At 64.0% G+C, this 26110-nt stretch carries 19 protein-coding genes and 1 riboswitch; of the genes, 14 read left to right on the top strand and 5 right to left on the bottom strand.

Annotation, left to right across the window (positions count from 1 at the left end; genetic code table 11):
• Positions 1-5: 5 nt before the first annotated feature.
• Complete coding sequence (locus tag F8O05_RS11875) at positions 6-2813, top strand: cation-translocating P-type ATPase (protein WP_225735888.1); 2808 nt, start codon at positions 6-8, stop codon at positions 2811-2813.
• 141 nt (positions 2814-2954) lie between these two features.
• Complete coding sequence (locus tag F8O05_RS11870) at positions 2955-4247, top strand: DMT family transporter (RefSeq protein WP_225735896.1); 1293 nt, start codon at positions 2955-2957, stop codon at positions 4245-4247.
• A 10-nt stretch (positions 4248-4257) separates the two neighbouring features.
• On the opposite strand, the gene F8O05_RS11865 is transcribed toward F8O05_RS11870, so the two are convergent.
• From F8O05_RS11865 to F8O05_RS11855, 3 genes are read right to left on the bottom strand one after another with little or no spacing between them, the layout of a single operon-like run.
• Complete coding sequence (locus tag F8O05_RS11865; protein WP_192497162.1) at positions 4258-5484, bottom strand: ABC transporter permease; 1227 nt, start codon at positions 5482-5484, stop codon at positions 4258-4260.
• 32 nt (positions 5485-5516) lie between these two features.
• Positions 5517-6278 carry an ABC transporter ATP-binding protein gene (locus F8O05_RS11860; protein WP_225735887.1) on the bottom strand — a complete coding sequence of 254 codons (762 nt, stop codon included), beginning with the start codon at positions 6276-6278 and terminating at the stop codon, positions 5517-5519.
• Positions 6278-7366, bottom strand: a complete 1089-nt coding sequence (locus F8O05_RS11855) for an efflux RND transporter periplasmic adaptor subunit (RefSeq protein ID WP_158052964.1) — start codon at positions 7364-7366, stop codon at positions 6278-6280. The genes F8O05_RS11860 and F8O05_RS11855 overlap by 1 nt, the downstream gene beginning before the upstream one ends.
• Before the next feature lie 267 nt (positions 7367-7633).
• On the opposite strand from F8O05_RS11855, the gene sucC reads away from it, so the two are divergent.
• The 6 genes from sucC (at position 7634) to F8O05_RS11825 (ending at position 15161) form a co-directional block, all read left to right on the top strand.
• Positions 7634-8800, top strand: coding sequence for an ADP-forming succinate--CoA ligase subunit beta (gene sucC / locus F8O05_RS11850; protein ID WP_158052963.1), 1167 nt, complete (start codon positions 7634-7636; stop codon positions 8798-8800).
• 34 nt (positions 8801-8834) lie between these two features.
• Positions 8835-9722: a succinate--CoA ligase subunit alpha gene (gene sucD, locus F8O05_RS11845; protein ID WP_158052962.1), complete on the top strand. Its 888-nt coding sequence runs from the start codon at positions 8835-8837 to the stop codon at positions 9720-9722.
• A 184-nt stretch (positions 9723-9906) separates the two neighbouring features.
• Positions 9907-11580 (top strand): cell division protein PerM, encoded by a 1674-nt coding sequence (locus F8O05_RS11840; RefSeq protein ID WP_158052961.1) that lies wholly within the window; start codon positions 9907-9909, stop codon positions 11578-11580.
• A gap of 27 nt (positions 11581-11607) precedes the next feature.
• On the top strand, positions 11608-12213 hold the full coding sequence (gene purN, locus F8O05_RS11835; protein WP_158052960.1) for a phosphoribosylglycinamide formyltransferase: 606 nt from the start codon (positions 11608-11610) through the stop codon (positions 12211-12213).
• On the top strand, positions 12210-13841 hold the full coding sequence (gene purH / locus F8O05_RS11830) for a bifunctional phosphoribosylaminoimidazolecarboxamide formyltransferase/IMP cyclohydrolase (RefSeq protein WP_158052959.1): 1632 nt from the start codon (positions 12210-12212) through the stop codon (positions 13839-13841). Before purN ends, purH begins: the two co-directional genes overlap by 4 nt.
• Before the next feature lie 60 nt (positions 13842-13901).
• Complete coding sequence (locus F8O05_RS11825; RefSeq protein ID WP_158052958.1) at positions 13902-15161, top strand: hypothetical protein; 1260 nt, start codon at positions 13902-13904, stop codon at positions 15159-15161.
• Between the two features lie 72 nt (positions 15162-15233).
• Here F8O05_RS11825 and F8O05_RS11820 read toward each other — a convergent pair whose 3' ends face one another.
• Positions 15234-15692 carry a GNAT family N-acetyltransferase gene (locus F8O05_RS11820; RefSeq protein WP_158052957.1) on the bottom strand — a complete coding sequence of 153 codons (459 nt, stop codon included), beginning with the start codon at positions 15690-15692 and terminating at the stop codon, positions 15234-15236.
• 179 nt (positions 15693-15871) lie between these two features.
• Here F8O05_RS11820 and F8O05_RS11815 point away from each other — a divergent pair, with 179 nt between their 5' ends.
• From F8O05_RS11815 to F8O05_RS11805, 3 genes are all read left to right on the top strand, one after another.
• Entirely contained in the window at positions 15872-17794 is a 1923-nt protein-coding gene (locus tag F8O05_RS11815) for a MinD/ParA family ATP-binding protein (protein WP_158052956.1), read from the top strand.
• 72 nt (positions 17795-17866) lie between these two features.
• Positions 17867-20008, top strand: coding sequence for an anthranilate synthase component I (locus tag F8O05_RS11810; protein ID WP_158052955.1), 2142 nt, complete (start codon positions 17867-17869; stop codon positions 20006-20008).
• Between the two features lie 162 nt (positions 20009-20170).
• Complete coding sequence (locus F8O05_RS11805) at positions 20171-21304, top strand: tyramine oxidase subunit B (protein WP_158052954.1); 1134 nt, start codon at positions 20171-20173, stop codon at positions 21302-21304.
• 160 nt (positions 21305-21464) lie between these two features.
• Here F8O05_RS11805 and purU read toward each other — a convergent pair whose 3' ends face one another.
• Entirely contained in the window at positions 21465-22370 is a 906-nt protein-coding gene (purU, locus tag F8O05_RS11800) for a formyltetrahydrofolate deformylase (protein ID WP_225735886.1), read from the bottom strand.
• Between the two features lie 58 nt (positions 22371-22428).
• Here purU and F8O05_RS11795 point away from each other — a divergent pair, with 58 nt between their 5' ends.
• The 3 genes from F8O05_RS11795 to F8O05_RS11785 all read left to right on the top strand — a co-directional run bounded on the left by F8O05_RS11795 (position 22429) and on the right by F8O05_RS11785 (position 26009).
• On the top strand, positions 22429-23679 hold the full coding sequence (locus F8O05_RS11795; protein WP_225735885.1) for an MFS transporter: 1251 nt from the start codon (positions 22429-22431) through the stop codon (positions 23677-23679).
• Between the two features lie 11 nt (positions 23680-23690).
• Positions 23691-23772: riboswitch (ZMP/ZTP riboswitch) on the top strand.
• Between the two features lie 63 nt (positions 23773-23835).
• A complete protein-coding gene (gene glyA / locus F8O05_RS11790) occupies positions 23836-25110 on the top strand; it encodes a serine hydroxymethyltransferase (RefSeq protein ID WP_158052952.1) in 1275 nt (424 codons plus the stop codon).
• The gene (locus tag F8O05_RS11785; RefSeq protein ID WP_158052951.1) at positions 25107-26009 is read left to right on the top strand and encodes a bifunctional methylenetetrahydrofolate dehydrogenase/methenyltetrahydrofolate cyclohydrolase; all 903 of its coding nucleotides are present in this window, start codon (positions 25107-25109) and stop codon (positions 26007-26009) included. Before glyA ends, F8O05_RS11785 begins: the two co-directional genes overlap by 4 nt.
• Positions 26010-26110 lie beyond the last annotated feature (101 nt).

Genomic DNA, 26110 nt, shown 5'->3' with positions numbered 1-26110 from the left:
GCCACGTGACCACGGACGACGGTAAGCACCAGCAGCAAGCCGCCATCCAACCTGCCTGGCAACTCTCGGCCGCCGAGGCGCTTGCCGCATTTGGGGCGGACGACACACACGGCCTCACCGCGACCGAAGCCGCGCTCCGGCAGGAGCGCTTCGGGCCGAATGACTTGCAGGAGTCGGGCCAGGAGACTCGCTGGCAGCGCTTCCTCAAACAGTTCCGCGATCCGCTCGTATCGCTGCTGTTCATCGCGATCGCGATCTCACTGCTCGCCTGGCTGCTCGAAGGAGCGCGAGGCCTCCCTGTGGATGCAGTGGTCATCGCCGCGATCGTGGTGCTGAACGCGGTGCTCGGCTATGTCCAGGAAAACAAGGCCGCGGATGCGGTCGCGGCGCTCGCGAAAATGTCAGCGGCGACCTCGACGGTACTGCGGGACGGCCAGAAAGCCCGCGTGCCCTCGAGCGAACTTGTACCCGGCGACATCCTGCTGCTGGAAGAAGGCGATGCGGTCGGTGCCGATGCGCGCCTGCTCGAGGCGACCAATCTGCGCATCCAAGAAGCCTCGCTGACCGGCGAGTCGGAAGCGGTGGACAAAGACCTTGCCGCGATTGGCGGTGTGGACCCCGATGCCGCGCCGCCGCCGCTCGGCGATCGCAGCAACTGCGTGTTCAAGGGCACCGGCGTCGTAGAAGGCGTCGGGCGAGCAGTGGTGACGGCGACCGGGATGCGCACCGAAATGGGCGCGATCGCGACCCTGCTGGAGAGTACCGCGCAGGAAGATTCACCCCTCAAGCGCGAGATTCGCCGGATCTCGCGGTGGCTCGGAATCGTCGTCGTCACCATCGCGGTGGTCGTCATGGTCGTGCTCGCACTCGTGAGCGACCTGCAGAATCCGAGCGACTGGGTGGCCATCCTCGTGCTTGGAGTTTCGCTTGCGGTGGCCGCCGTACCCGAAGGCTTGCCCGCGATTTTGTCGCTCGTGCTCGCCATCGGAGTGCAGGCGCTGGCCCGGCGCAATGCGGTGATGAAAGACCTCCACTCGGTTGAAACGCTGGGCGCCGCCAGCGTGATCTGCTCGGATAAAACCGGCACCCTCACCCGCAATGAGATGACCCTCAGACGGATCGTGACCGCAAGCGGCACCGTCACACTCAGCGGCAGTGGCTATGACCCGACCGAAGGTGAGGCGGCAGCCTCATCGAACGGCGCCGACATCGCAGAAGCCGCAATCGCAGAAGCCGAAGCGACGGTGTTTATCGGTGCCGTCGCGAATAACGCGCAACTGGATCGCGGCGAAGCGGGATGGCAGATTCTTGGCGACCCCACCGAGGCCGCGTTCCTCGTGGCCTGGCCCAAATTCGACTCGAAACGAGGCATGCCGGGGGAGCGCATCGCGGAGGTGCCCTTCAACTCGACCCGAAAGCGCATGTCGGTGGTGCACCTCGGGCGGCTCTACACGAAGGGTGCCCCCGATGTGCTGCTGGAGCTGTGCACGGAAGAACGCGTGGGGACGAGCATCCGCCCCCTCACTGAAGCGCGCCGCGCCGAGATCTCGCGAGCCATCACCGACCTGTCTGCCGAAGGGATGCGCACCCTCGCGACGGCCTACAAGGAGGTCCCCGAGACCGAGGCCGAGTTCACCGAAGCCGATGAACGCGAACTGTGCTTCATGGGCGTGGTCGGCATCATCGACCCGCCCCGGGAAGAAGCCAAGGAAGCCATCGCGCAGGCACATCGGGCGGGCATCCGCACCGTGATGATCACGGGCGACCATCCTGTCACCGCCGCGAGCATCGCGAGCCAACTCGGCATATCCGGGGAGGCGGGACGGGTCCTCACCGGTGCCGAAGTGGATGCGCTGAGCCCCGAAGCGCGGAAGGCTGCGGCGCACGAGGTGGATGTCTACGCTCGCGTCGCGCCGGAACACAAGCTGCGGCTCGTGGATGCGCTGCAACGCGACGGCAATATCGTCGCGATGACCGGCGACGGCGTCAACGATGCCCCGGCGCTGAAATCCGCCGACATCGGGGTCGCTATGGGAATCACCGGCACCGAGGTGAGCAAGGAAGCCGCGCGGATGATTCTCGCCGACGACAACTACGCCACCATCGTCTCGGCGGTCAAACGCGGGCGGGTGGTGTTCGACAATATTCAGAAGTTTTTGCGATACCTGCTGAGCTCCAATATGGGCGAAGTGTGCACGGTGTTTTTCGGGGTGCTGCTCGCCGGGATAATCGGGCTGAAGCACCCCGACAGCGCAGGAGTGGTACTGCCGCTGCTGGCCACGCAGGTGCTGTGGATCAACCTCGTTACCGATTCCGGCCCGGCGCTCGCGATCGGTCTCGATCCGGCCGTGGACGGGGTTATGGAACGAAAACCCCGCCGCCTCGATGACCACGTGATTGACCGGGCGATGTGGGAACGGGTGATCTTCATTGGACTCGTGATGGGCGCGGTCACCCTCTTGACCATTGACATGTTCTTGCCGGGTGGCCTCATTGAGGGTGGCGACTCGCTCGAAGTCGCCCGCACCGCCGGGTTCACCACACTCGTGATGGCGCAGCTCTTCAACGTGTTCAACTCGCGTTCGGCCGACCAATCGGCGTTCACGCACCTGTTCACCAACCGCTGGCTGTGGGCCTCAGTGGTGCTCGGGGTGGTACTGCAAATTGCGGTGGTGCACGTGCCTTTCATGCAGGTCGCCTTCGGCACCGCGGCGCTCGATCTGCAGCACTGGATTATCGCCGTCGCGATGGCCTCGATTGTGCTGTGGGCAGAGGAATTGGTCAAACTTTTCCGCCGAATTAAACATTCTTAAAAGCGCGCACAGAAAACAATATTCTCAGATCTCATAACGATTGCGTGTCGCCTCTTTTCGCTTCTACGATCATCCGAACCATGTTGGCGTTTTGAATTTGGAAAGGTGGTGGCGGTGTTGGAACGCCGGCAGGCCACGGGTATGTCGATCGCTGTACTTACGGCGGTCGCTTTTGCATGTTGTGGGCCTTTCGTGAAACCACTGTTACTTGAAGGCTGGTCGCCAACCGCGGCCGTCCTCGCACGACTTCTGGGAGCCGCGGCTATTCTGCTGCCGCTCGGGCTCATCCAGACTCGACACGATCCCAGGGTGTGGCTACGACGCGCACGCTGGATCGCCGGATACGGCATCGTGGCGGTTGGCGGCAGTCAGCTGCTCTACTTCTCGGCAGTCCAGCTGCTCCCGGTGAGCCTGGCCCTGCTGATCATGTACCTCGCTCCGGTGCTGCTGCTCTTTCTCGCCTGGGCGCGCACGCGCATCCGACCGGCGGTGATGTCACTCATCGGTGCCGGGCTGAGCATCCTCGGGCTGCTGCTCGCGCTCGACATTTTCGGCAACCAGGGCGGCATTAACTGGGCGGGCGTGTGCTTCGCGGCCTGCGCGGCGCTCACCACCTGCGGTTACTACCTCATGGCGGCCGCCGTGCCCGAAGACCTGCCGCCGGCCGCGCTGATCGGCGGCGCAATGTTGGTCGGCACCGTGATGATGGTTGTGCTCGCCGCCCTGGGGCTCGCGCCAATTACCGCGACCTTCGGCACGGTGACTATGTTCGGCGGCGAGGTCGCTTGGTGGGTGCCGCTGCTGTTCGTGGTGGTGCTCGGCACCGCGTTCGCATACCTCGGTGGCATCAAAGCCGCGCGCATCCTCGGCTCCCGCATGGCGTCCTTCTTCGGGCTCCTCGAAGTGGTCGCAGCGATCGTGATCTCCGTCCTGCTGCTCGGCGAAGTGCCGGCCCAAGTGCAGTTAGTTGGGGTCGCCCTGGTCGTTGGCGGCGTGATTTGCGTTCGTCTGGCACCCGACATGGTCACCGTGGCTGCGCCGCTGGACCCGATCACGGCGCCAATCACGCTGCCGTATCTTGCGAAGGATGCACAGCCCGAGTTCGAGCCGCAGGTTGGCACCCTCGGCCAGGCCGATATTGCGGCCATCAGCGAACTCGGCACCCACACCGGCCAGCTCGCGCTGGTCGTGCCGATCCCCGAAGCAGCGAATTCCGATCTGCTCGCTGACGGCACGAATGCTGACGACACGGTAGCGGTGAGCGAAGAGGGCCATGGCGAGACCGGGCATGATATCCCGCTCGCTGAACTGCCAGTGCCGATCGAACCGTCCCTGGAGGAGCGCGAACCGGATCCGGTTGCGGCGGCCCTCCTGCGAGGCCCCGATCTGCAGTCGGGCCTGATCGACACGATCGAGGTCTCCGAGACCGACTGAGGCTACCCGGCTAGTACCGGATTGCATCCACAATCTGTACCCGGGTGGCCGTCAACGCGGGAAGCGCCCCAGCAATTGCGCCGACGAGGGTGGCGGCGCCCAAGCCGATCAATGCCGCTTGAAGCGGGAACGGGCTCGGCTCATATACCCCGATGGAACGCAGCAGCGACTCGACCAGCGGATTCTGCACGAGCAGCACCGCAATCAGAACTCCCGCGAACCCGGCTACAAAGGTGGCTACTACCGACTCCAGCAGCACACCGAGGAAGATTCGTCCGGTGGTCGCGCCGTAGCTGCGTCGAATCCCGATTTCGCGCACCCTATGCTGCATGGTCACGAGGTTGATATTCACCAGCCCCAGCGCGCCGAGCCCGAACATACCGGCGGCCGCGGCAATCACCGCCCACTGCAGCCCGACGATCGCGGCGGCATTGTCTTTCGCCCAGTCATCGCGCGAAGTGAACATACCGAGCGGTTCAAGCTGTGTCGATAGTTGCATGGCGAGCTCATCCGCGATTGCTTCCGGCACCCACATCGACAGTCGGGTGGAGTCGATCGAATCCGAGGCGGTGAGGAGCGACAGCTGTTCGTTGAGCACATAGGCGAGCGGTTCATCCCACTCGCTGGTATTGGCCGTAACCCCGACAATCACCGCGGTCTGCTCGTGATGATCAACCAGGAAGGTGACGCCGGGATTCGTGGCGAGATTGGGCGACCCGAGCCGTTCCCAAAGTTTATCATTCACCACAATCGCCGGTGCCAGCCGATCCGCATCCTGCGCGGTCAAGAACTGGCCTTGCACCACCGGTACGCGATAGATCTGTTGATAGGCAGGATCGACGCCCGTCACGCTGACCGAGTGTCGGTTTTGCGGGGTGAGCACCGTGCCGATTTGGGAGGAGACGATCGACCAATCGGAGACGCCATAGTCGGTCGGCAGGCTCCGGAGCAGCTCAAGCTGCTGCTGCGGCGTAACCGAATTGCTTGGGCTCAGCGAAACGCTGACGGTCGCGGTGCGGCCTGATTGGCGTTCGCCGGTTTCAATGAGGGTGTCCTTGAGGATGCTGCCCGCCCCGAGCGCGCCGGTGAGCCCAATTACGGCGACCATGATGCCCACGAGTGCGAGGAGGATCCGCAGCCGGTTGACCCGCAGTTCACTCCACGCATCCACGAGCATCGCGATCCATGCGGTGGCTCGTTCGCCGGGCTGATGAGACTGCCGATCGTCCGCGTTCATTCGCGAGCGGCGAGGCTTTTTGGCTCGGGTGCTCATACGCGATCTCGCAGTTCGGTTGCTTCCCGCTCGCGTGCATCCGCCCGCAGCGCCTGCTCCGCCTCATCGAGAGTGCATTCGCGCAGCACCCCGTCTTGCAGCAGCAGGATGCGCTCGGCCGTGGCCGCGACAAACAGATCGTGGGTGATCGTGACCAGGGCCGACCCGGTTTCGGCACTCATCCGCGCCAGCAGCCGCATCACGAGTTGTCCGGTGCCGACATCGAGCGCTCCGGTCGGCTCATCGGCGAGCAACAGTGCTGGCTGCCGTACGAGTGCGCGCGCGATCGCCACCCGCTGCTGTTCACCACCGGAAAGCTGCCGGGGGAGCTGATCGGCACGGTCGGCGAGCTCAACGGCGCGGAGGGCCTCGAGCGCGAGCCGCTCGCGCTGCCAGAACTGCTTCGGTGACCCGTAGAGCAGCGGCATCACGACATTCGCGTGCGCGGTGCGGTTCTCCAGCAGATTGAACTGCTGAAACACGAACCCGACGGATGCTCCGCGCAGCTTCGCCAACCGCGCCTCACTGAGCGCCGCGGCATCCTGACCCCGAAACCTGATCGATCCGGAGGTCGGGCGATCGATGAGTCCAAGCAAATTCAGCAGGGTAGTTTTCCCGGCGCCGGAGCGACCGAGGATCGCGACCCGCTCACCTGCGAAGACCCGCAGGTTCACGCCACGCAGGATGCTCAGCTCACTGCCGTCGGGGAGAGTCACCGCACGGGTTACCTCGCTGACCTCGAGCACCGGCTCGCTCACTAGTAGACCTCTTCGTACATGGCGTACTCGTCATAGACCGGCACTTCGCTCGGTACGTATTCGAGCACCAGGGCGGATTCCTCCAAGCCTGACGTGATTTCGACGTAGACGCCATCGGTCAGCCCGAGCTCGACGTTCACCTCGACCGCGTCGGCGCCAGCCAGATCGCCCTGCGCATCCGACCCGGCGGCGAGATAGACAATCCCGGTCGCGTAGTCGCCGCGCACCGCGGTGACCGGCAGCACGAGTACATCCTCGGCAACACCGGCAGTCACTTCAATCTCGGCATTGAGCCCGGCGAAGACCGATTCACCCTCGGGGACGGCGCAGCGAATCTGTCCGGTGACATTCGCGGCGCCGGAAGACTCTTCGGCGAGATACGGGTCATAGGCATAGGGATCCACCATCTGCGGCTCCGGCGCATCCTGCTCGATCGGAGCGCCGATCTCGAGACTCGAGCAGTCGAAGGGGGCCGGGCCACCCGAGATCGTGATCGTGGCGCTGGCGGGTTGGTCGAGCATCCGATACTGCATTGCGGCGGTGAGATCGGCCACGACCGTGAACGTCCCGGGGCCGATCTGGCCGATTTCCTCGCCGATGCTGACGCTCATTTTGGGTAGCGGCGTAAACCCGCTGAGCGTGCCGCTCGCGGGGGCGGTCACCGTGTAATAGGAATAGATCGGCTCCGGTTCGGAATAGGTGGGCTCGATTCCCGCCTCGGGGTCACCTTCGGTGAGGATGCGCGGCTCGGTTTCGCCGGTCTGCTCGCGGACCTCAAAGAGCGTGTCACCCTTAGCAACTTTCGCCCCGTTGGCGGCATAGATCTCCGTGACAGTGCCCTGTTCGGTGGCGCGCACCGGAACGCCGGAATCTGCGCTCACCGATCCCGACACCACGAAGGTGTTTGTAATGGTGGAACGTTCTACCGCAACCAGCGGTGCTTCCAGCGTGCCGGTGGGTTCTGCAGCCTCCGATGAGCTGCCGGAAAAGAACGCCAGTTTGAGTAGTGCGATCGCGATGATGAGTGTCAAGAAGACCCAGATCAACCGGAAGAACAGCGGTTTTCGGGACGCAGTAGAGGAAGCCACCTCAAGAGCGTACTTCCTTCCCCAACCGAGCGCTGTCCGACGAAGGGTGGAGAAGTTGCCCGCGGTGATGCTGGGGGATACATTACAAAGTCGCCGATTTGGTGGAGTAGGCTTTGGGGTCGGATGCGCTGATGCGTCGGATAGTTGAGTGCAACGCCCAAATCCGGTGCATGGCCGGTCCATCCTTACTCACAAATTTCGTGCTCGGTCGAGCTGAAGGCTCCATCGAGCGATACAACGCGGCAATTGCCGTGGATGGGAAGAAACGTGGATCTTTTCGAGTATCAGGCGCGCGACCTGTTCGAAGCTCACGGTGTACCGGTATTGGCCGGCATCGTGGCGGACACCCCGGAGGACGTCAAAGCGGCCGCCGAGAAGCTTGGCGGCGTGACCGTTGTCAAGGCACAGGTGAAGACCGGTGGTCGCGGCAAGGCTGGTGGCGTCAAGGTAGCCAAGAACCCTGATGAGGCGTTTGAGGCTGCCAAGGCCATCCTCGGGCTCGACATTAAAGGCCACGTCGTAGAGCGTGTCATGGTTGCCGCTGGCGCCAATATCGAAGAGGAATACTACTTCTCGGTACTGCTCGACCGTGCGAACCGCAACTACCTCGCCATGTGCTCCAAGGAGGGCGGCATGGAGATCGAGCAGCTCGCCGAGGAACGCCCCGAGGCACTCGCTCGCATCGCCGTTGACCCGATCGTCGGCATCGACGAAGCCAAGGCGGAAGAGATCGCTCGTGCCGCCGGCTTTGACGACGAGAAGATCGCGAAGCTCGTTCCCGTCTTCGTCAAGCTCTTTGAGGTCTACCGTGACGAGGACGCCACCCTCGTTGAGGTGAACCCGCTCGTGCAGACCGCCGAGGGCGACATCATCGCACTCGACGGCAAGGTGACTCTCGACGACAATGCCGAGTTCCGTCACGAGCACCACGCTGCACTGCAGGCGGCTGCTGGCAACCTCGACCCGCTGGAAGAGAAGGCCAAGGAAAACGACCTCAACTACGTCAAGCTCGACGGCCAGGTGGGCATCATCGGTAACGGTGCTGGCCTCGTGATGTCGACCCTGGACGTGGTTGCCGGTGCTGGCGAGAAGCACGGTGGCGTCAAGCCCGCTAACTTCCTCGACATCGGTGGTGGCGCTTCGGCTGAGGTGATGGCCGCTGGCCTCGACGTGATCCTGGGTGACTCGCAGGTCAAGAGCGTATTCGTGAACGTGTTCGGTGGCATCACCGCGTGCGACGCCGTGGCAAACGGTATCGTCGGCGCGCTGAAGACCCTGGGGGATGCAGCGAGCAAGCCGCTCGTGGTCCGTCTCGACGGCAACAACGTCGAAGAGGGTCGCCAGATCCTCGCCGACTTCAACCACCCGCTTGTCACCGTTGTCCCGACCATGGACGAGGCCGCTGACAAGGCCGCAGAACTCGCGAACGCCTAAGCGCGCCAAACACGGAATAAGGATTTAAAGAACTATGTCGATTTTTCTTGACGAGAACTCCAAGATCATCGTTCAGGGCATCACCGGCTCGGAAGGTTCGAAGCACGCCACCCGCATGCTCGAAGCTGGCGCGAATGTCGTAGGTGGCACGAACCCCCGCAAGGCCGGGCAGACCATCGAACTCGCCGGCAAGGAACTGCCGATCTTTGGCACCGTGAAGGCAGCCATGGAGGCAACCGGCGCGAACGTCACCGTCATCTTCGTGCCGCCGGCCTTCGCTAAGAGCGCGATCGTCGAGGCCGCCGAGGCTGAGATCCCCCTCGCCGTGGCGATCACCGAGGGCATCCCGGTCAAGGACTCGGCCGAGGCCTGGGCACGCGTGCAGGAGCTGGGCAACAAGACCCGCCTGATCGGCCCGAACTGCCCCGGCATCATCACCCCGGGCGTCTCGCTCGCGGGTATCACCCCGGCAAACATCACCGGCACCGGCCCCATCGGTCTCGTGTCGAAGTCGGGCACCCTGACCTACCAGATGATGTACGAGCTGCGTGAAATCGGTATCTCGACCGCCATCGGTATCGGCGGCGACCCCGTCATCGGCACCACCCACATCGACGCGCTCGAGGCGTTCGAGGCTGACCCTGAGACCAAGGCGATCGTGATGATTGGTGAAATCGGTGGTGACGCTGAGGAGCGCGCCGCAGAGTTCATCAAGGCCAACGTCACCAAGCCCGTTGTCGGCTACGTGGCAGGTTTCACCGCTCCCGAGGGTAAGACCATGGGTCACGCGGGTGCGATCGTGACCGGTTCGGCCGGTACCGCTGCCGCGAAGAAGGAAGCCCTCGAGGCTGCCGGTGTTCGTGTGGGGACCACCCCGACCGAGACCGCAAACATCATGAAGGAGATCTTCGCGAGCCTCTAGCCCGCCAAGCTCTCAAGCGGTCGCCCTAGCGGCGCCGCTACCAAGTGCCGCAGACGGTACTGACACGCGCAATATGTCGTGTCGGATCACCGCCTGCGGCATTTTTTCTTGTCGCAACTGTTTTCGCGCATCCAGTCACGACTTAGCGATCCCTCAAGCGCTCTCGACTACTCTTTTGCAAAGCATGACCCGCATATCGTCTCTTATCGCCGCCATCGCTGACGCGGCGCTTACCGTCGCAATCGGCTTCGCCGTCCCGCTCGCAGTGACCATCGCGAGCTGGCTCATCACGGGTGGATTCCAGTCGACGGCCTTTGAGGTGCCGCTAACGATTGCGGCCGCGGTGTGGGCGCTGGGTCTCGGCGGCGCAGTCGGGTTCACGATCGACCCGCAAACCTATCCGGGACTCGGTATCGCAGAGCCGTTCACCTTCGTGGTCTCGATTGCGCCGCTGGTGTTCACCGCATTCATCGCCTGGATGGCTTGGCGGACGGGGGACCGGCTCAGCCACGAGGATGAACCGTGGACGGGACTCGCGGGAAGCACTGTCGCCTTCGTGCTGGCCGCATGGCTTTCGACAAATTTCGCGGGTACGGACGTGATCCGCATTGATGTCCAGGGCGCCGTGACGGTCGGCACCGTTACCTGGGCTGTGATGTTGCTCATCGGCACGCGGGTGTGGGAGTACCTGCCCTGGTCCCGCTGGGTTGGCGAGCGGATCGATGACATTGCCGATCTCGCAGCCCGCGCCGTGCGCATCGCGGTTGGTCTCGTGGTTGGTGTCTTCGGGCTGGCAACGGCGTTCTTGCTCATCGGGCTCGTGACCAGCATGGGACGCGTCATCGGGCTCATGGAGTCGCTGCAACTCGACTTTGCGGGTGTCATCGGCATGGGGCTGTTGCAACTCGCGTACCTACCCACGCTGATCGTCTGGGCCACGGCCTGGCTAATGGGCCCCGGCATCCAGCTCGGGGAAGGCTCACTCGCGACGCTTGGCGGGACGGATGCGGGACCGCTGCCGATTGTGCCGCTGCTGGGGCTCCTGCCGGAGGAATCTTCGCCGTATCTGTGGGCGGCGCTTGCGCTCCCGGTCACGCTCGCGTCGGTGATCGCGTTGATCTCGCGCTCGCGAAACCCCGGCATCGATGGGCGGGTGTGGTGGGAACGACTGCTGCCCCCGGCGGCTGGCGCGCTGCTCGCGGCTCTCGCGCTGGCGATCTTCGCACAGCTGGCACGTGGCGCAATCGGCCCCGGGCGGCTGCTGGAATTTGGTCCGCAGCCGTGGTGGATGCTGCTCGCCGCCTTCGGGATCTTCCTCGTCGGTGGAGCAATCGGTGCCTTCTTGCCCCTCGAAGCAAGCGAATCGGAGGCGGCTCCGGCAGCGCAGTCGGCCGAGGCAGCGGAACGAGCGGATGCAGCAGGGCGAGCGGGGCGACCGGGGGAGAGCGCTCACGGGGAGGATGCTCGAGGCACGGACGAGCAGGATGATGACCTTGATGGCGCGAACCCGCGCACGCGGCCCCACCTCATTCCCTTCCGCAATATTCTCGGTCGAGTCCTCGGCGAACCTCGCGATGACACTGAGGATGACGATCAAGACCGCGACCGTGACGAAGACTCGGCTGAAGACTTTGACGAAAGCGCGGGCGTGGGCACGAACGAGTCCCGGGACGACCGTGAACATCGAGGCGAAGCTTCGGGGGAGAGCGACGCAGAGTCCGACCACACCGCAGGCTGGCCCGCCAAACCCAGTCCCTACGCGCGCCCCCGAGCGCGCCTGGAACTCCGCGATGCCGTGCAGCGACCGGATGAGCCGGATATCTACGCTGACATCGACCTGGATGAGGATCAGCGCTGAACATTTGGGACGCGCTAAGATCGGTTAGTGCTCAAGCTCGTCGTACTCATTTCTGGCACGGGGTCGAACCTCCGCGCATTACTCGACGCCATCGAAGCCAGTCGCGACAGTGATCAGCCAATCGATGCCGAAGTCGTCGCCATCGGCGCCGACACCCCGAAAGCCAATTTGGCGCTCACCACCGAGCGGGGCATCCCGACCTTCCTGGTGCAGCCGAGTGACTTTCCCGATCGCGCCGCCTGGGGCGATGCGCTGCTCGCAGAAATCCAGCGCTGGCAGCCGGATGCGACCATCCTCAGCGGCTTCATGCGACTCGTGCCGCCGCGCGTGGTCGAGGCGCTTTCCCCGCACCTGTTGAACACGCATCCGGCCTATCTGCCGGAATTCCCGGGCGCCCACGCCGTGCGTGACGCGCTTGCCGCGGGCGCGAGCGAAACCGGCGCGACAATCATGATCGTCGACAACGGTGTAGATACCGGTCCGATCATCGATCAGCGTCGCATCCCCATCCACCCCGATGACAATCAGGATTCGCTCCACGAGCGCATCAAGATCGTCGAACGTGAACTACTGACAGAAACGGTGCGCAACCTGGCATTGGGCACCATCAACCTCAAGGAGATCGCCGCATGAGCGCACCGAAAATCACCGAACACCGTCGCGAACGTGACCAGGTCAAGATCAGCCGCGCGCTGATTTCGGTCTCGGACAAGACCGGTCTGGAAGAGCTCGCGAAGGCGCTCGGCGAGGCCGGGGTTGAAATTGTCTCGACCGGCTCGACCGCGCAGAAGATTCGGGATGCGGGTGTCGCCGTGATCGAAGCCTCGGAAGTCACCGGATTCCCCGAGATTCTCGACGGTCGCGTCAAGACGCTGCACCCAAACGTGCACGGGGGCCTCCTTGCCGACCTGCGTTTGGAAAGCCACGAGCAGCAGCTGCAGGAACTTGAGATCAAGCCCTTCGACCTCGTGGTCGTCAACCTCTATCCGTTTGCGCAGACCGTGGCCTCGGGTGCGGCGCCAGAAGATGTCGTTGAGCAGATCGACATTGGTGGCCCCGCTATGGTGCGTGCCTCGGCAAAGAACCACGCGAATGTGGCGATCGTGGTGTCGCCAGAACGCTATGCGGAAATCATCGATGCTGCCGCCAACGGTGGCACCACCTTCGCGCAGCGCCGTCAGCTCGCAGGGGCTGCCTTCGCGCACACCGCCGAATACGACGCCAATGTTTCGGCTTGGTTCGCGCAGCAGCTGGCCGCGCAGGACGATGCCGCGGTGGACGCTGCCGAGCTGACCTTCCCCGCATCCCTCGCGGTTGAGGTCAAGCGCGAAGCGACCCTGCGCTACGGCGAGAACTCGCACCAGCAGGCGGCGCTCTACCGCAATGACACCGGTCGGGGTATTGCGCAGGCACAGCAGCTGCACGGCAAGGAAATGTCGTACAACAACTACGTGGATGCTGACGCAGCACTGCGCGCGGCCTACGATTTCGTCGCTCCCGCAGTGGCGATCATCAAGCACGCGAACCCCTGCGGTATCGCAATCGCGCCGGAAGGGCTCGACGAGGCTGCCGCCATCGCCGAGGCACACCGTCGGGCACACGCCTGCGATCCGCTGTCGGCCTTCGGTGGCGTGGTCGCCGCGAACCGCGAAGTCTCGCTCGAAATGGCCCAGACCCTCAGCGAAATCTTCACCGAGGTCGTGGTTGCCCCCGGCTACACCGAAGACGCCGTGGCGCTGCTGACGCAGAAGAAGAACATTCGTCTGCTTGCGGTACCGACCGACTTCGCCCGCGAAGACATCGAACTGCGACAGATCTCCGGCGGCTTCCTCGCACAGACCCCGGACACCTTCCCCCGCGAAGGTCGCCTCAGCGACAACTGGGAACTCGTTACCGGTGAGGCTGCCGATGAGCAGACCCTGCGCGACCTCGAATTTGCGTGGACCGCCGGTCGGGCAGTGAAATCCAACGCGATCCTGCTCGCACACGACGGCGCTTCGGTCGGCGTTGGCATGGGGCAGGTCAACCGCGTGGACTCCTGCCACCTCGCCGTGAACCGTGCCGGTGAACGTGCCGCCGGTTCGGTCGCCGCATCCGACGCCTTCTTCCCGTTTGCCGATGGCCTCGAGGTGCTCACCGCCGCGAAGGTTCGCGCGATCGTGCAACCCGGTGGTTCCATCCGGGATGATGAGGTCAAGGCCGCTGCCGAAAAGGCCGGCGTGACCATGTACTTCACCGGCGAACGCCACTTCTTCCACTAGGCCCCGCAGCCCTCCGGGAACCTCCATCCAGGCACCTCCATCCAGGCTATAAAGGACAACGTGACATACCCCGCTCAGGCCCCCACTGGATTCCGCTTCAACGCGATTCTCAGCGCTTCGCTCGCCGCTTCGGCGATCACCCTGCTGGGCACGCTGTTTTCCACGAATGAGCGCGACCTCACCTTCGTGCTCTCGCCGTGGGAGACCTTCTCGAGCGCCTTTGGGCTCGCCGCGCCCGCGGTGGGGATCTACCTGATCGTGCTGATTGCGCTCGGCTTTATTGGCGTATTTCGCAGTTGGTGGACCTCGGCACTCGCGGGCCTGCTCGCGGTGCTGCTGGGCGGCACCGCCGCATACATCATCCAGATTGTCTCGAACGGCCTCGAACTCAACGGTGAAGCCTGGAACGCGATCTTCGGTGAATTCGTGGGGCTGAACTTCCCGTTCACGGTGATGGGAATCGTCGCCGCAGCACTCCTGTGCCCGCCCGTTTATCGCGCGGCGAGCGGCGAGCCGGTCCCCGGCGCCGCCGCGCGCTACGTCGCAGCCCCAGCCGCACCCTCATCGATCACGGATAGCGGTTCGGCCTTTGTGCGGATTCCCTCGGAAGCGATGCTTGAGGGCAAGGATGAAGCTGCAATTGAACAGGCCAATGAGCAGTGGGAAGCCATGGTCACCGCCTTCGAGGAACACGGCTGGGGCACCCAGGCGATCCCGGAAGAACCGGGTGAACAGCGCGCGGTGTTCGTCGGTGACACGGCCCTCGTGCTCGGAGAGCAGGTCGTGTTCGCAAAACCCAAGGGGGATGAACGACGCGGGGAACTTCCCACGGTGCGCGAAACGCTCGACAACGCCGGCGCAGTATTTGATGACCTTGAAGCTCCGGCGATCTTTGACCCGGCCGATGTTGTCGAAGCCGAGGGCGTGCTCTACGTCGGTGTCGGTGGGAACACGAACGCATCCGCCCTGCGGGGTCTGCGCAAGGTGGTCACTGACCGTGGCTACCGCGTGGTCGCCGTGCCCGTGGCCGGCAAATTTGCGCTCTCGGATGCGCTGTCGATACTTCCCGACGGCACCAAGCTTGTGTGGCAGCCCGCGATCGAGCACCCGGAAGTCCTGGGCGAGCAGATCGCCGTGGAGGAGCCCCGGGGAGCTGCGGTCCTCGTACTGGATGAGCACACGGTGGCCGTACCCGCCTCAGCCCCCGCGACGGTGAAGCTCGTGACTTCGCTCGGCTACCAGACGCAGGTGCTCGACATCAGCGCCTTCGAAGCCGCCGGCGGCACGCTTCCGCGGATGTCGCTGCGCTCCCGCGACTAGCGAGCGTTCGAAGCAGATATAGCAAGAGGCGAGACCCGAATCATCGGGTCTCGCCTCTTGCTATTGGAACGACTACGCCTTGAGCGCGCGTTCGCCGATCACCTCACCGTACGGGGTCTCACCGACGATCTTGAAGCCCATGGCCTGGAAGAAGCGACCCGGACCGAGCTCGCCCTCTTCCCACACCGCAACCACGGCATTGAAGCCGCGCTCCAGCGCTTCGGTGAGCACCGCATCCACCGCGAAGGCACCGATGCCCTGCCGCTGATGGTCGGCATCCACATTCAGGCGAAGAATCGTCGCCCGGTACAGCGGGTCGTCCGATTCGTGATTGAAGGTAGCCATGATGAAAGCCACGACATCGTCACCACTGACGACAACGCGGGGCCACATGGTGTCTTGATTTACATAGGCCTCAGCGATCGAATGCGAGACCGGGGCTACGAAAGCTTCCTGGCCGGGCTTCAGCGAGAGAGCGTTCGCGGCCACGATGTTGTCAGCGGTAAGCGGGGCAAGGCGCAACGAAGTCATGTCATGCAGGGTACCCCCAACATGCGGAAATTAGGCTGATGGCGATTCATTCCGGCACTCCGACGCAAATTTCAGCGGGGTGCGACGGCAAATCAACAGCACCGCTCTAGAATCAGCGAAGCAGAATTTTTGGTGGACCGAACGTGTCTTAGCGTGTCCACGCACATGGAGGACAAGTAATGACGCAAGAAATGTCGCAGACCGGTCGCTCACTCGTGGCACTGGTTCGAGTCGACGGTCACGGTGAGCTACGTGACGGGAACCGCGTCATCCGAATGAACGCCAGCAATGCCGACGAATTGCGCGGACAGTTGATGGAGCGCGCGATCGCGATCGCGGTGGACGAGGGGAGCGAGGTTGACCTCGAAACCATCGACGTGGACGGCATTTACTCGCTGGTGTGTTTCCCGAACGGCAACCTTGAACAGGTTGGCGATGTGCTACCGCTCGGCCCGGGCGACACCGAACTCACTCCGCAAGCAGACACAAAGGCAGCCGACGGCGGCTACGCGGAGCTGTTCGGTCACGATGAGAGTGACGAGAAGACGACCGCTGACTCCCTGCACGAGACGATTCAGCTGCCGCGCGAGGGGATGCTCGCAAAGCACTTCGAGGTGGAGGACCGTGACGAGCGCTTCCCCGATGTGGGGGATGAGCCGATTGTCGCCAACGGACTACTCGCTTCGGATGCCGCGGCTGATACTGCGGACGTGAGCGGCGCGGACCTGGGCTCAGCTGATTTGGGCGAAGACGAGGAACTCGAAGAAGAGATTCACGAGGAAGGCCTCGACCACGACTTCGACGATCTGCAGGATGCGCCTGCCGAAGCCTCGGGGGTTACCGGGCCGGGGGTGACCGGGCCTGGGGTGACCGGCTCGCAGGAAACCGCGCCGACGCCAATTCCCGCAGCCAAGCCCAGCACGCCGATTGACAAAAGCCTCGCTGCATCCGCGCTGACGGAGGATGCAACCGAAGCGGGCGAGCCACCGGTGGACGACTGGCGGCCGCAGTTCACCCGCGGTGAGCGTCGCAGCCCGGAGCCACCCGCGACAACGGAAGAGCACGAGGACCTCCTCTCCGGTGCCGAAACGCGTACCTCGGCGGCACCTACGGGAGGCCAGCAGCCGCGGGCACAGCTGCGCCCCGCGACCGCCACACCGCACGAAGCGGTGCCGACCCTCGACGACTTCCTCTCCTCAAAGCAGTCTGACCAGGCGAAACTTGCCGAACAGGGCTGGCGAGCGAGGTTGCGCCGAGCATCCGGCGGGCTGATTAAGCTCGGCCCGGGGAAGCAAGAGCGCACGGTGCGCGAGGAGATGGATCAGATTCAGAAGGTCTTCGACGGCACCCGCACGATCGTGGTGGTGAACCCGAAGGGTGGTGCGCACAAGACCACCGCGACCTTGATGATCGCGGCCGCCTTCGGCACCATGCGCGGTGGCTACACCCTCGCGTGGGACAACAATGAGACTCGTGGCACGCTCGGATGGCGCTCCCGTGCCGGAGTGACCTCGAACACCGCGGTGGACCTGCTGCGCGAACTGCCGCACTTCGAAGTCTCGGGTGGTGCGACCATCTCGGATATCGACCGCTTCGTACGCAACCAGGGCGACGCGAAGTTTGACGTGCTCGCGAGCGATGACGATGCCGCCTCGGCCGCGATCATCGATGATGACGCCTTCCACCGGCTCCACCGGGTGCTCTCGCGCTTCTACCGCATCATGGTGATCGACACCGGCAACAATATGCGCGCATCCAACTGGGAAGCGGCGCTCAATGTGGCTGACCAGCTCGTGATCGTGTCGACCGCTCGCGAGGACACCGCCGCATCCGCCGCGTGGCTCGCCGACGGTCTGCGCGAGCGCGGCTACGGACAGCTGCTCGCGAACGCGGTGACGATCCTCTCCTCGCCCTCCTCGAAGGAGGACCCGGTGCTCACGGACAAGCTCCACAGCCACTTTGAGAAGCTCACCCGTGCGGTGGTTTCGGTGCCCTATGACCAAGAATTTGTCGGTGGTGGCGAGCTGAACATCCCGAACCTGCAGCCGGCGACGCGTGAGGCCTGGCGTCACGCGGCCGCGGTCATCGCGCAGGGGCTGTAGCAGACAGGGGCTGTAGCCCGCCGGAAGCGGGGTGCTTCGCCTTCGAGCCGCTTCTCAGCGTAGGATTCGAGAGTGCTTACCGTAGTTGCTTCCGATCGTGTTGCCGTTCCCTCCGAGATCGACGACATCATTGCCGGTCTTGATCACCGTGCGGGTGTCGTCCTTGCCTCGGGCGTCGAATACCCGGGGCGCTACACGCGATGGGACATGGGCTTCATTGACCCGCCGCTGGTCATCGAGGGTCGCGGTTTCACGGTGCGGATGCGCGCGCTCAATGACCGGGGACTCGTGCCCCTGCGAGCCTTCACGGAACTGCTCGAAGGTGTCGACGGCTTCACCGTGACCGCGGCCGAGCGCGAAACCACCATCCAGATCGCCCCGCAGCGCGATGACATTCTTCCGGAGGAAGAGCGCACCCGTCGCCGGTCCTCCTTCGCGGTGCTGCGGCACGTGCTCTCGGCACTGCCGGAGGACGCGCGCCACTTGGGGCTCTACGGTTCCCTCGGCTATGACCTGGTGCGCCAAATTGAACAGCTCAATGAGCCGAGCGGCGGCGCCCAGCGGGACCTCGTAATGTACCTCCCGGACAGCATCATCGCGGTGGACCGACAGCGCGGCGACGCCCGCCGCTATGAGTTTGAATTCAGCTACGGCGGTCAGAGCACCGCCGTCCTTCCGCGCACGGAAGTGCCCGCGCCGTTTATCGGCCCGGCCGCCGAAGCCACCGCTTCGCGCGACCATGAAAAGGGTGAGTACGCGGCGCTCGTGCGGGATGCGAAGGCTTATTTCGCGCGCGGCGATCTCTTTGAGGTGGTGCCCGGGCAGGCATTCCGTGAGCCGGTGCGCACCTCGCCTTCGGCCATCTTCCGCAACCTCGTGGCAAATAACCCCGCGCCCTACGGGGCGATCATGAACCTCGGCGAGAATGAATTCCTCGTCACCGCATCCCCCGAAATGTTCGTGCGGGTGCAGGGCGACCGGGTTGAGACCGCGCCGATCTCGGGAACGATTGCCCGCGGCGCTGACGCGATCGAAGACTCCGACCAGATCCGCACCCTGCTCAATAGCGAGAAGGACAAGTCGGAACTGACCATGTGCACCGATGTGGACCGCAATGACAAATCGCGGGTCTGCGAACCGGGTTCGGTGCGCATTATCGGACGCCGCCAGATCGAGCTCTACTCGAAGGTGATCCACACGGTCGACCACGTGGAAGGTACGCTGCGCGAGGACTTCGACGGGCTAGATGCCTTTGCCACGCACATGTGGGCCGTCACCGTCACCGGTGCCCCGAAGATTTGGGCGATGCGCTTCATCGACGAGCACGAGCGCTCACCGCGCACCTGGTATGCCGGGGCCCTCGGTGTGCTGTACGCAAACGGTGACGTCAACACGGGGCTGACGATCCGCGCCGCGATGATCCGGGAAGGCATCGCGGAGGTCCGTGCGGGCGGCACCCTGCTGATCGACTCGGTTCCCGAGGACGAAGAGCGCGAGACCGAAATGAAAGCCTCGGCACTCCTCGAAGCGATCGCCGCGCGACCGGCTGAAAAAACCGCAGCCACGGACGAACCCGAGGCGAAAATTGGCGCCGACCACCGCATCCTGTTCTTCGATCACGAAGACTCCTTCGTGCAGATGCTTGCCGGCTATATGCGCGAGACGGGTGCGCTCGTGCGCACCGTGCGCGTGCCGAAGGGCGGCGTGCCGATCGAGCAAGTGCGCGAGCAGCTCGACGCGCTCGACCCGACACTGGTGGTGATGTCGCCCGGGCCTGGCTCGCCCAGTGACTTCCGCGACGGGGAAATCCTTGCCGAGCTGGATGCTCGCGGCCTGCCGGTTTTTGGCGTGTGCCTCGGCCAACAGGCCATCGGGGAGTATATGGGCGCCTCGCTCGGGCAGCTGGACTATCCGCTGCACGGTCAGGAGCGCGAGGTTGAGGTGGTCCGTGAAGGGTTCCTCGACGAGATGCCGAAGCGCTTCGTGACCGGGCGCTACCACTCGCTGTACATCGATCCGCAGACCGTGCCGGAAGGCTTGAAGATCATTGCGAGCGACGATGACGGCATTCCGCAGGCCGTGGAAGTCACCGAAAAACGCTGGTATGCGGTGCAGTTCCACCCGGAGTCGCTCATGACCCTGCGCGACCGTGCCGGGCACCGCATTATCGACGCCGTAATCCAGCGGATTCCAGCCCCAGTAACAGCCAGCTGACCTGGGGTTTCTTCGCGACCGGAGATTGGTCTCGAGTTCGCCAAAATTTTGCTTTACGCGAGGGAATTTTTCACCGTAATATTCCCTTCGGCGCGCATCCGCGCCCGTAATGGATGCGTGCCGCGGTAAGTGGTGCGCACTTGGCATGAATTGAGGACCTGGTTGACCAACCGCATCGACTTCCGCTACCTCTCCGAGCCCGACATGATCGAGGCCGGTGTAATGGATATGGCCAGCTGTGTAGACGCGATGGAAGAAACGTTCGCGCTGTATGCCGCGGGGGATTACCGCATGGCCGGACCGAATAACGACTCGCACGGGGCGCGCATGATTTTCCCCGATGAGCCGCGGTTTCCGACGATGCCTAAGAACGGTGATGATCGCCGGTTTACTGCTATGCCCGCCTATCTCGGGGGTAGCTTCGGCACTACCGGGATGAAGTGGTACGGGTCGAATCTCGCGAATCGCGATCGCGGGCTGCCCCGCTCGATCCTCATGTTCATGCTTAATGACACCGAAACGGCTGCGCCGCTCGCGATGATGTCCGCGAACCTGCTTTCGGCGATGCGCACCGGTGCGGTTTCGGGAGTCGCGGCGCGCCACTTCGCCCGCGGGGATGCGCGGGTCGCCGGCGTGATCGGCCCGGGTGTGATGGGGCGCACCTCGCTTGCGGCTCTTGCCGTGGCCTGCCCGATGCTCGACACCGTGAAGGTTCGTGGCCGCAGCCAGAAAGGCATTGAAGACTTCAAGAACTGGGTTGCGACCTATGTGCCACAGATCCGCGAGATCATCCAGGTTGACTCGGATGAGGCAGCGGTGCGCGGCTGCGATGTCGTCACGGTCTGCGCCACGACCAAGGCGGGGGATCTGGAAACCTATCCGCTCATCCGCCGCGAATGGTTGGAGCCAGGTGCGCTCGTGACGATGCCGGCTGCCGCTGACATCGATGAGGGCTTAGAAGCGCAGGACGTGCGCAAGGTGGTTGACTCCTACGGCCTCTATGAGGCCTGGGGCTTGGAGTTCCCAACGCCCACCCACCACCACGTGGGCATCATCGGTAATAAGTTTCTCGACCTGGTTGCCGAGGGCAAGATCCGCCACTGGGACATCGAAGAACTCGGCCCTGTGGTCGAGCGACGTGCCGAGGGCCGCCGCAACCCCGAGGAGATCGTGCTCGTGTCAATCGGCGGACTGCCGATCGAAGACGTGGCCTGGGGGACCGTCGTCTACCGCAACGCCCTCGAGCGCGGCATCGGCACCAGCCTGCCGCTGTGGGACACCCCGGCGATGGCCTAAAGTCCCGCTCGCTGAGGAGACGCCGAAGGCATAACACTCTGCTCGCTGAGTAGACGCCGAAGGCGGCGTATCGAAGCGGCCGCGCAATTACGCGCAGCCTTCAATACGCCGCCTTCTAACTTTTGAGGACTGGCCCTTGCTCCGGTCAGCCAGCTTCGCGCTAGCGGAACACGATCGTGCGGTGACCGTCGAGCAGGATGCGGTGCTCGGCAAACCACTTCACGGCCTGCGTGAGTGTGCGTGACTCCTCGTCCTGGCCCATAGCCTGCAGCTGCTTGACCGTGTCAGTGTGGTCCACGCGGCGCACGTTCTGTTCGATGATGGGGCCTTCGTCGAGGTCGGTGGTGACGAAGTGCGCGGTCGCACCGACCACCTTCACGCCGCGCTCGTGCGCCTGGCGGTAGGGGTTTGCGCCCTTGAACCCGGGCAGGAAGGAGTGGTGGATGTTGATCGCCATTCCCTCAAGCTCTTCGCACAGTTCCGGGGAGACAATCTGCATGTAGCGGGCGAGGACGACGAGTTCGATGCCGTCTTCCTTGATGATCTCGCGCACGCGGTTTTCGAAGGCAGCTTTTTGCTCTGGGCCCTTGATCGGCAGGTGCTCGAAGGGGACGCCGTAGAAATTGGCGATGTTGGCTAGGTTCGGGTGGTTCGCCATCAGGCGCGTGACCTCGATCGGCAGGTGACCGGTGCGCTGGCGGAAGAGCAGGTCATTGACGCAGTGCTCGGCGGTCGACCCGAGCACGAGGGTGCGGATCGGGCGACCGACTTCGTCGAGGTGGATGCTTGCGCCGAAGCGTTCGGCGACCGGGTTCACCTCGGCCAGCAGTGCGCCGCGCGTCACCGGAGAGTCGACTTCGATCCGCATGAAGAATCGGTCCGTATCGAGCGAGGAAAACTGCTGCAGCTCGACAATATTTCCGGCCGAGGCAACAATCGCCGCGGTCATCGCGTGGACGATACCGGGCTTATCGGGGCACACGAGGGTGAGTACTCGGTGCGTGGTCGAGGCCTGAGCGGTCGACGATTCTGCGGCGTTGGATGCTGAAGAGTTCGATTCGGTCACAGTCGATAGAGTACGGGAGAACGACTCGGATTTTGCTATTGAGCAGTAGGATCGAGCAGTGAAGACTGATATGACCTCGAAGCTCCCGTTGGGGCCGTTGTTTACGCTGGCCACCGCGATCTTCATGTCGATCACGATCGAGATGCTCCCGACCGGTCTGATGCACCTCATGGCTCGGGATCTCGGAGTGAACGACGGGCAGATTGGTCTGCTCATGTCGGTGTTTGCGTTTGCCGTGGTGATTACCTCGACGCCGCTGACAATGCTGCTGCGGAACATCCCAAAGCGCTACCTCCTGGTGGGCGTACTGACCTTTTTCTCGCTGAGCACAGTTATGACCGCGCTCGCGCCCACCTATGCGCTGGTGCTCGTGAGCCGAATCATCAACGGTGTCGCGCACGGCGTGTTTTGGTCATCCGTCACCTCGTACACCGGCTCACTCGTGGCACCGCAGCACCTTACGAAGGCGGTGTCCATCACTGGCGGTGGCGGCGGGCTCGCGTTCGTCCTCGGTGTGCCGCTCGGTACCGCGCTTGGCCAGTGGCTCGACTGGCGGACGACCTTCATTGTGCTCGCCGTGGTTTGCCTGATCGTCGCCGCGGCCCTATGGAAGGTGCTGCCGCAGGGGATTGGTGACCGCCCCGCACCGGCAACGACCGCGGTGGAACTGCCCACCCCGCAAGCTCTCAGCGACGTCGAAGCGATCACCGCCAGCATCCCGATTGCGCGTCGACCGCGCAAATCGATGGGCCTGGTGATCGTGCTGTGTGTCCTGGTCATGACGGTAATGACCGGGCACTATTCCTTCTATTCTTATATTTCGCCGTATCTGCTCGGCCCAGTGGGGCTCGCCGAAGTCCTATTGCCGATTGCGCTGTTTGGCTACGGCATCGCCTCGGCGCTCGCCACCGGACTCACCGGAGCGCTCTTCACGGGGCGTGCGGGCCTGGGCTTCTACGTGGCTTTTGGCCTTTTCGTCTTCGGCGGGGGATCGCTGGCACTCTTCGCCGGTGTGCCGGTCATTCCACTGATCGGGCTGGGGCTATGGGGCTTTGGGATGGGCTTCTTGCCAACCCTGCTGCAATCGCGGCTGCTGGCAATCGCGCCCTCCAAGCACCGGGATCTCGCCAGCGCCATTTATACCTCCGCATTCAACGGCGGTATCGGCCTCGGTGCGCTCGTGGGTGCGCTGTTGCTTGACCAGTACGGGATGGGCGCCCTCGGGGTCTCGTTCCTGACGCTCACGATTGTGGGCGTGATCATCAATGTGGTCGTCGATCTGAAAACCGTCCGAGAACGAAGCGCGTGAAGCGTTTAGACTGATGTGGTCGCGACTGGCGTCAGGTGGGGCACCATCGGGGAGCGGCACACGGATCACGAGCCGCACGCCTGGGCTCGCCGACACTCATGACCGCCCGGTTGACCATCCGGTCGCGTGAACTGGAATCCGATTAAGGAGTCGCAAGTGTCCGACTATCAGAATCTGCCGCTTTCGCAGGTAGACCCCGAGATCGCCGCCGTGCTCGGCGATGAATTGAACCGTCAGCGCAACACGCTCGAGATGATCGCGAGTGAGAACTTTGTTCCCCGCTCGGTGCTCGAAGCCACCGGCAGCGTGCTCACCAATAAGTACGCCGAGGGCTACCCGGGGCGTCGCTACTACGGCGGCTGCGAAGTCGTTGACGTTGCCGAAAACCTCGCACGCGACCGCGCCAAGGAACTCTTCGGCGCGAAGTTTGCGAACGTGCAGCCGCACTCGGGTGCGACCGCAAACGCTGCCGTGCTGCACGCGCTCGCAACGCCCGGCGACACCATCCTCGGTCTTTCGCTCGACCACGGTGGCCACCTCACCCACGGCATGAAGATCAACTTCTCCGGCCGCCTCTACAACGTCGCTGCCTACGGGGTAGACAACGAGACCGGTCGCATCAACATGGATGAGGTCCGTCGACTCGCGCAGGAACACAAGCCGAAGGTCATCATCGCCGGCTGGTCGGCATACCCGCGCGAACTCGACTTCCCGCTCTTCCGCGAGATCGCAGACGAGGTCGGCGCCTACCTTTGGGTGGACATGGCACACTTCGCGGGCCTCGTCGCCGCGGGCCTGCACCCGAACCCGATCGAGCACGCTCACGTGGTGTCCTCCACCGTGCACAAGACCATTGGCGGCCCCCGCTCGGGCTTCATCCTGACCAACGACTCCGACCTGTCGAAAAAGATCAACTCGGCAGTGTTCCCGGGGCAGCAGGGTGGCCCGCTCATGCACGTCATCGCGGGTAAGGCCGTCGCGTTCAAGCTCGCCATGACCGACGAGTTCAAGGACCGCCAGGCTCGCACCAAGCGCGGCGCGCAGATCATCGCGGAGCGATTGCTGCAGGACGATGTCCGCGAGGCAGGCGTTGCGCTCACCACCGGTGGCACCGACGTGCACCTCGTGCTCGTGGACCTGCGCAACTCGCCGATTGACGGGCAGCAAGCCGAAGACCTGCTGCACGAGGTCGGCATCACGGTAAACCGCAACTCGGTGCCGGATGACCCGCGTCCGCCGATGGTCACCTCGGGCCTGCGCGTCGGCACCCCGGCGCTTGCCACCCGCGGTTTCGGCGACGAAGAATTCCGGGAGGTTGCCGACGTGATCGCGGAGACGCTCAAGCCCGGCGCCGACCTCGCACCGCTGCGTGCCCGCACCGCGGCACTCGCCGACAAGTTCCCGCTCTATGAAGGCCTGGTCTACGCATGAGCGAAGCATCCGCGGCACAAGCGGTAAGGCTCGACGGCAAGAAAGCCGCTGCCGAGATCAAGGCAGAGCTTCGCGAACGGGTAACGGCGCTGCGCGCTCGCGGCGTGGTTCCCGGGCTCGCGACCGTGCTGGTTGGGGAAGACCCGGCCTCGCAGCTCTATGTCGCGGGCAAGCACCGTGACTGTGCTGAGGTTGGCATCGAGTCAATTCGGGTGGACCTTCCCGCCTCGGCAACGCAGGAGGAAGTGAACGCCGCAATTGACCAGCTCAATGCGGACCCGGCCTGCACCGGCTACATTGTGCAGCTGCCGTTGCCGAAGCACCTCGATCAGGATGCGGTCATTGAGCGCATTGATCCGGATAAGGACGCCGACGGTCTTCACCCGACCAACCTCGGTCGCCTGGTGTTGAACGTGAACAAGCCGATCACCTCGCCGCTACCGTGCACTCCGCGCGGCTGCATCGAGTTGCTCGAACGCAACGGGATCTCGCTCGATGGGAAGCACGTTCTGGTCGTGGGGCGCGGCGTGACCGTGGGCCGTTCGATCGGTTCGCTGCTTACTCGTCGCCAGTACAACGCCACGGTGACACTGACCCACACGGGCACCAAGAACCTCGGCGAGGTCATCAAGACCGCCGATGTGGTGGTTGCGGCGGCAGGTTCTGCTGGCCTCGTCAAGGCCGAGTGGATCAAGCCAGGAGCGGCTGTGCTCGACGTTGGTGTCTCACGCGTTGAGGACCCGGAAACCGGCAAGTCGAAGGTGCGCGGTGACGTGGACCCGGCTGCCTGGGAAATCGCCGGCTACATGTCGCCGAACCCCGGTGGAGTGGGGCCGATGACCCGTGCGCTGCTGCTCGCAAACGTGGTTGAGACCGCCGAACGCGAGGCCGGCGCCTAAAGCAGTGCGTCGCCGGGCACATATCCCGGCTCACAACATAAGGCTGACCGAGGTGCATTTACCTCGGTCAGCCTTATTTGTGAGCGTCGAAATCGCCCTTC

It is taken from the genome of Gulosibacter chungangensis (assembly GCF_008831155.1).
In the GTDB taxonomy this organism is placed as follows: Bacteria; Actinomycetota; Actinomycetes; order Actinomycetales; family Microbacteriaceae; genus Gulosibacter; species Gulosibacter chungangensis.
The sequence above is the reverse complement of the archived record's forward strand: the minus strand, read 5'-3'. Positions and strand labels throughout refer to the sequence as shown.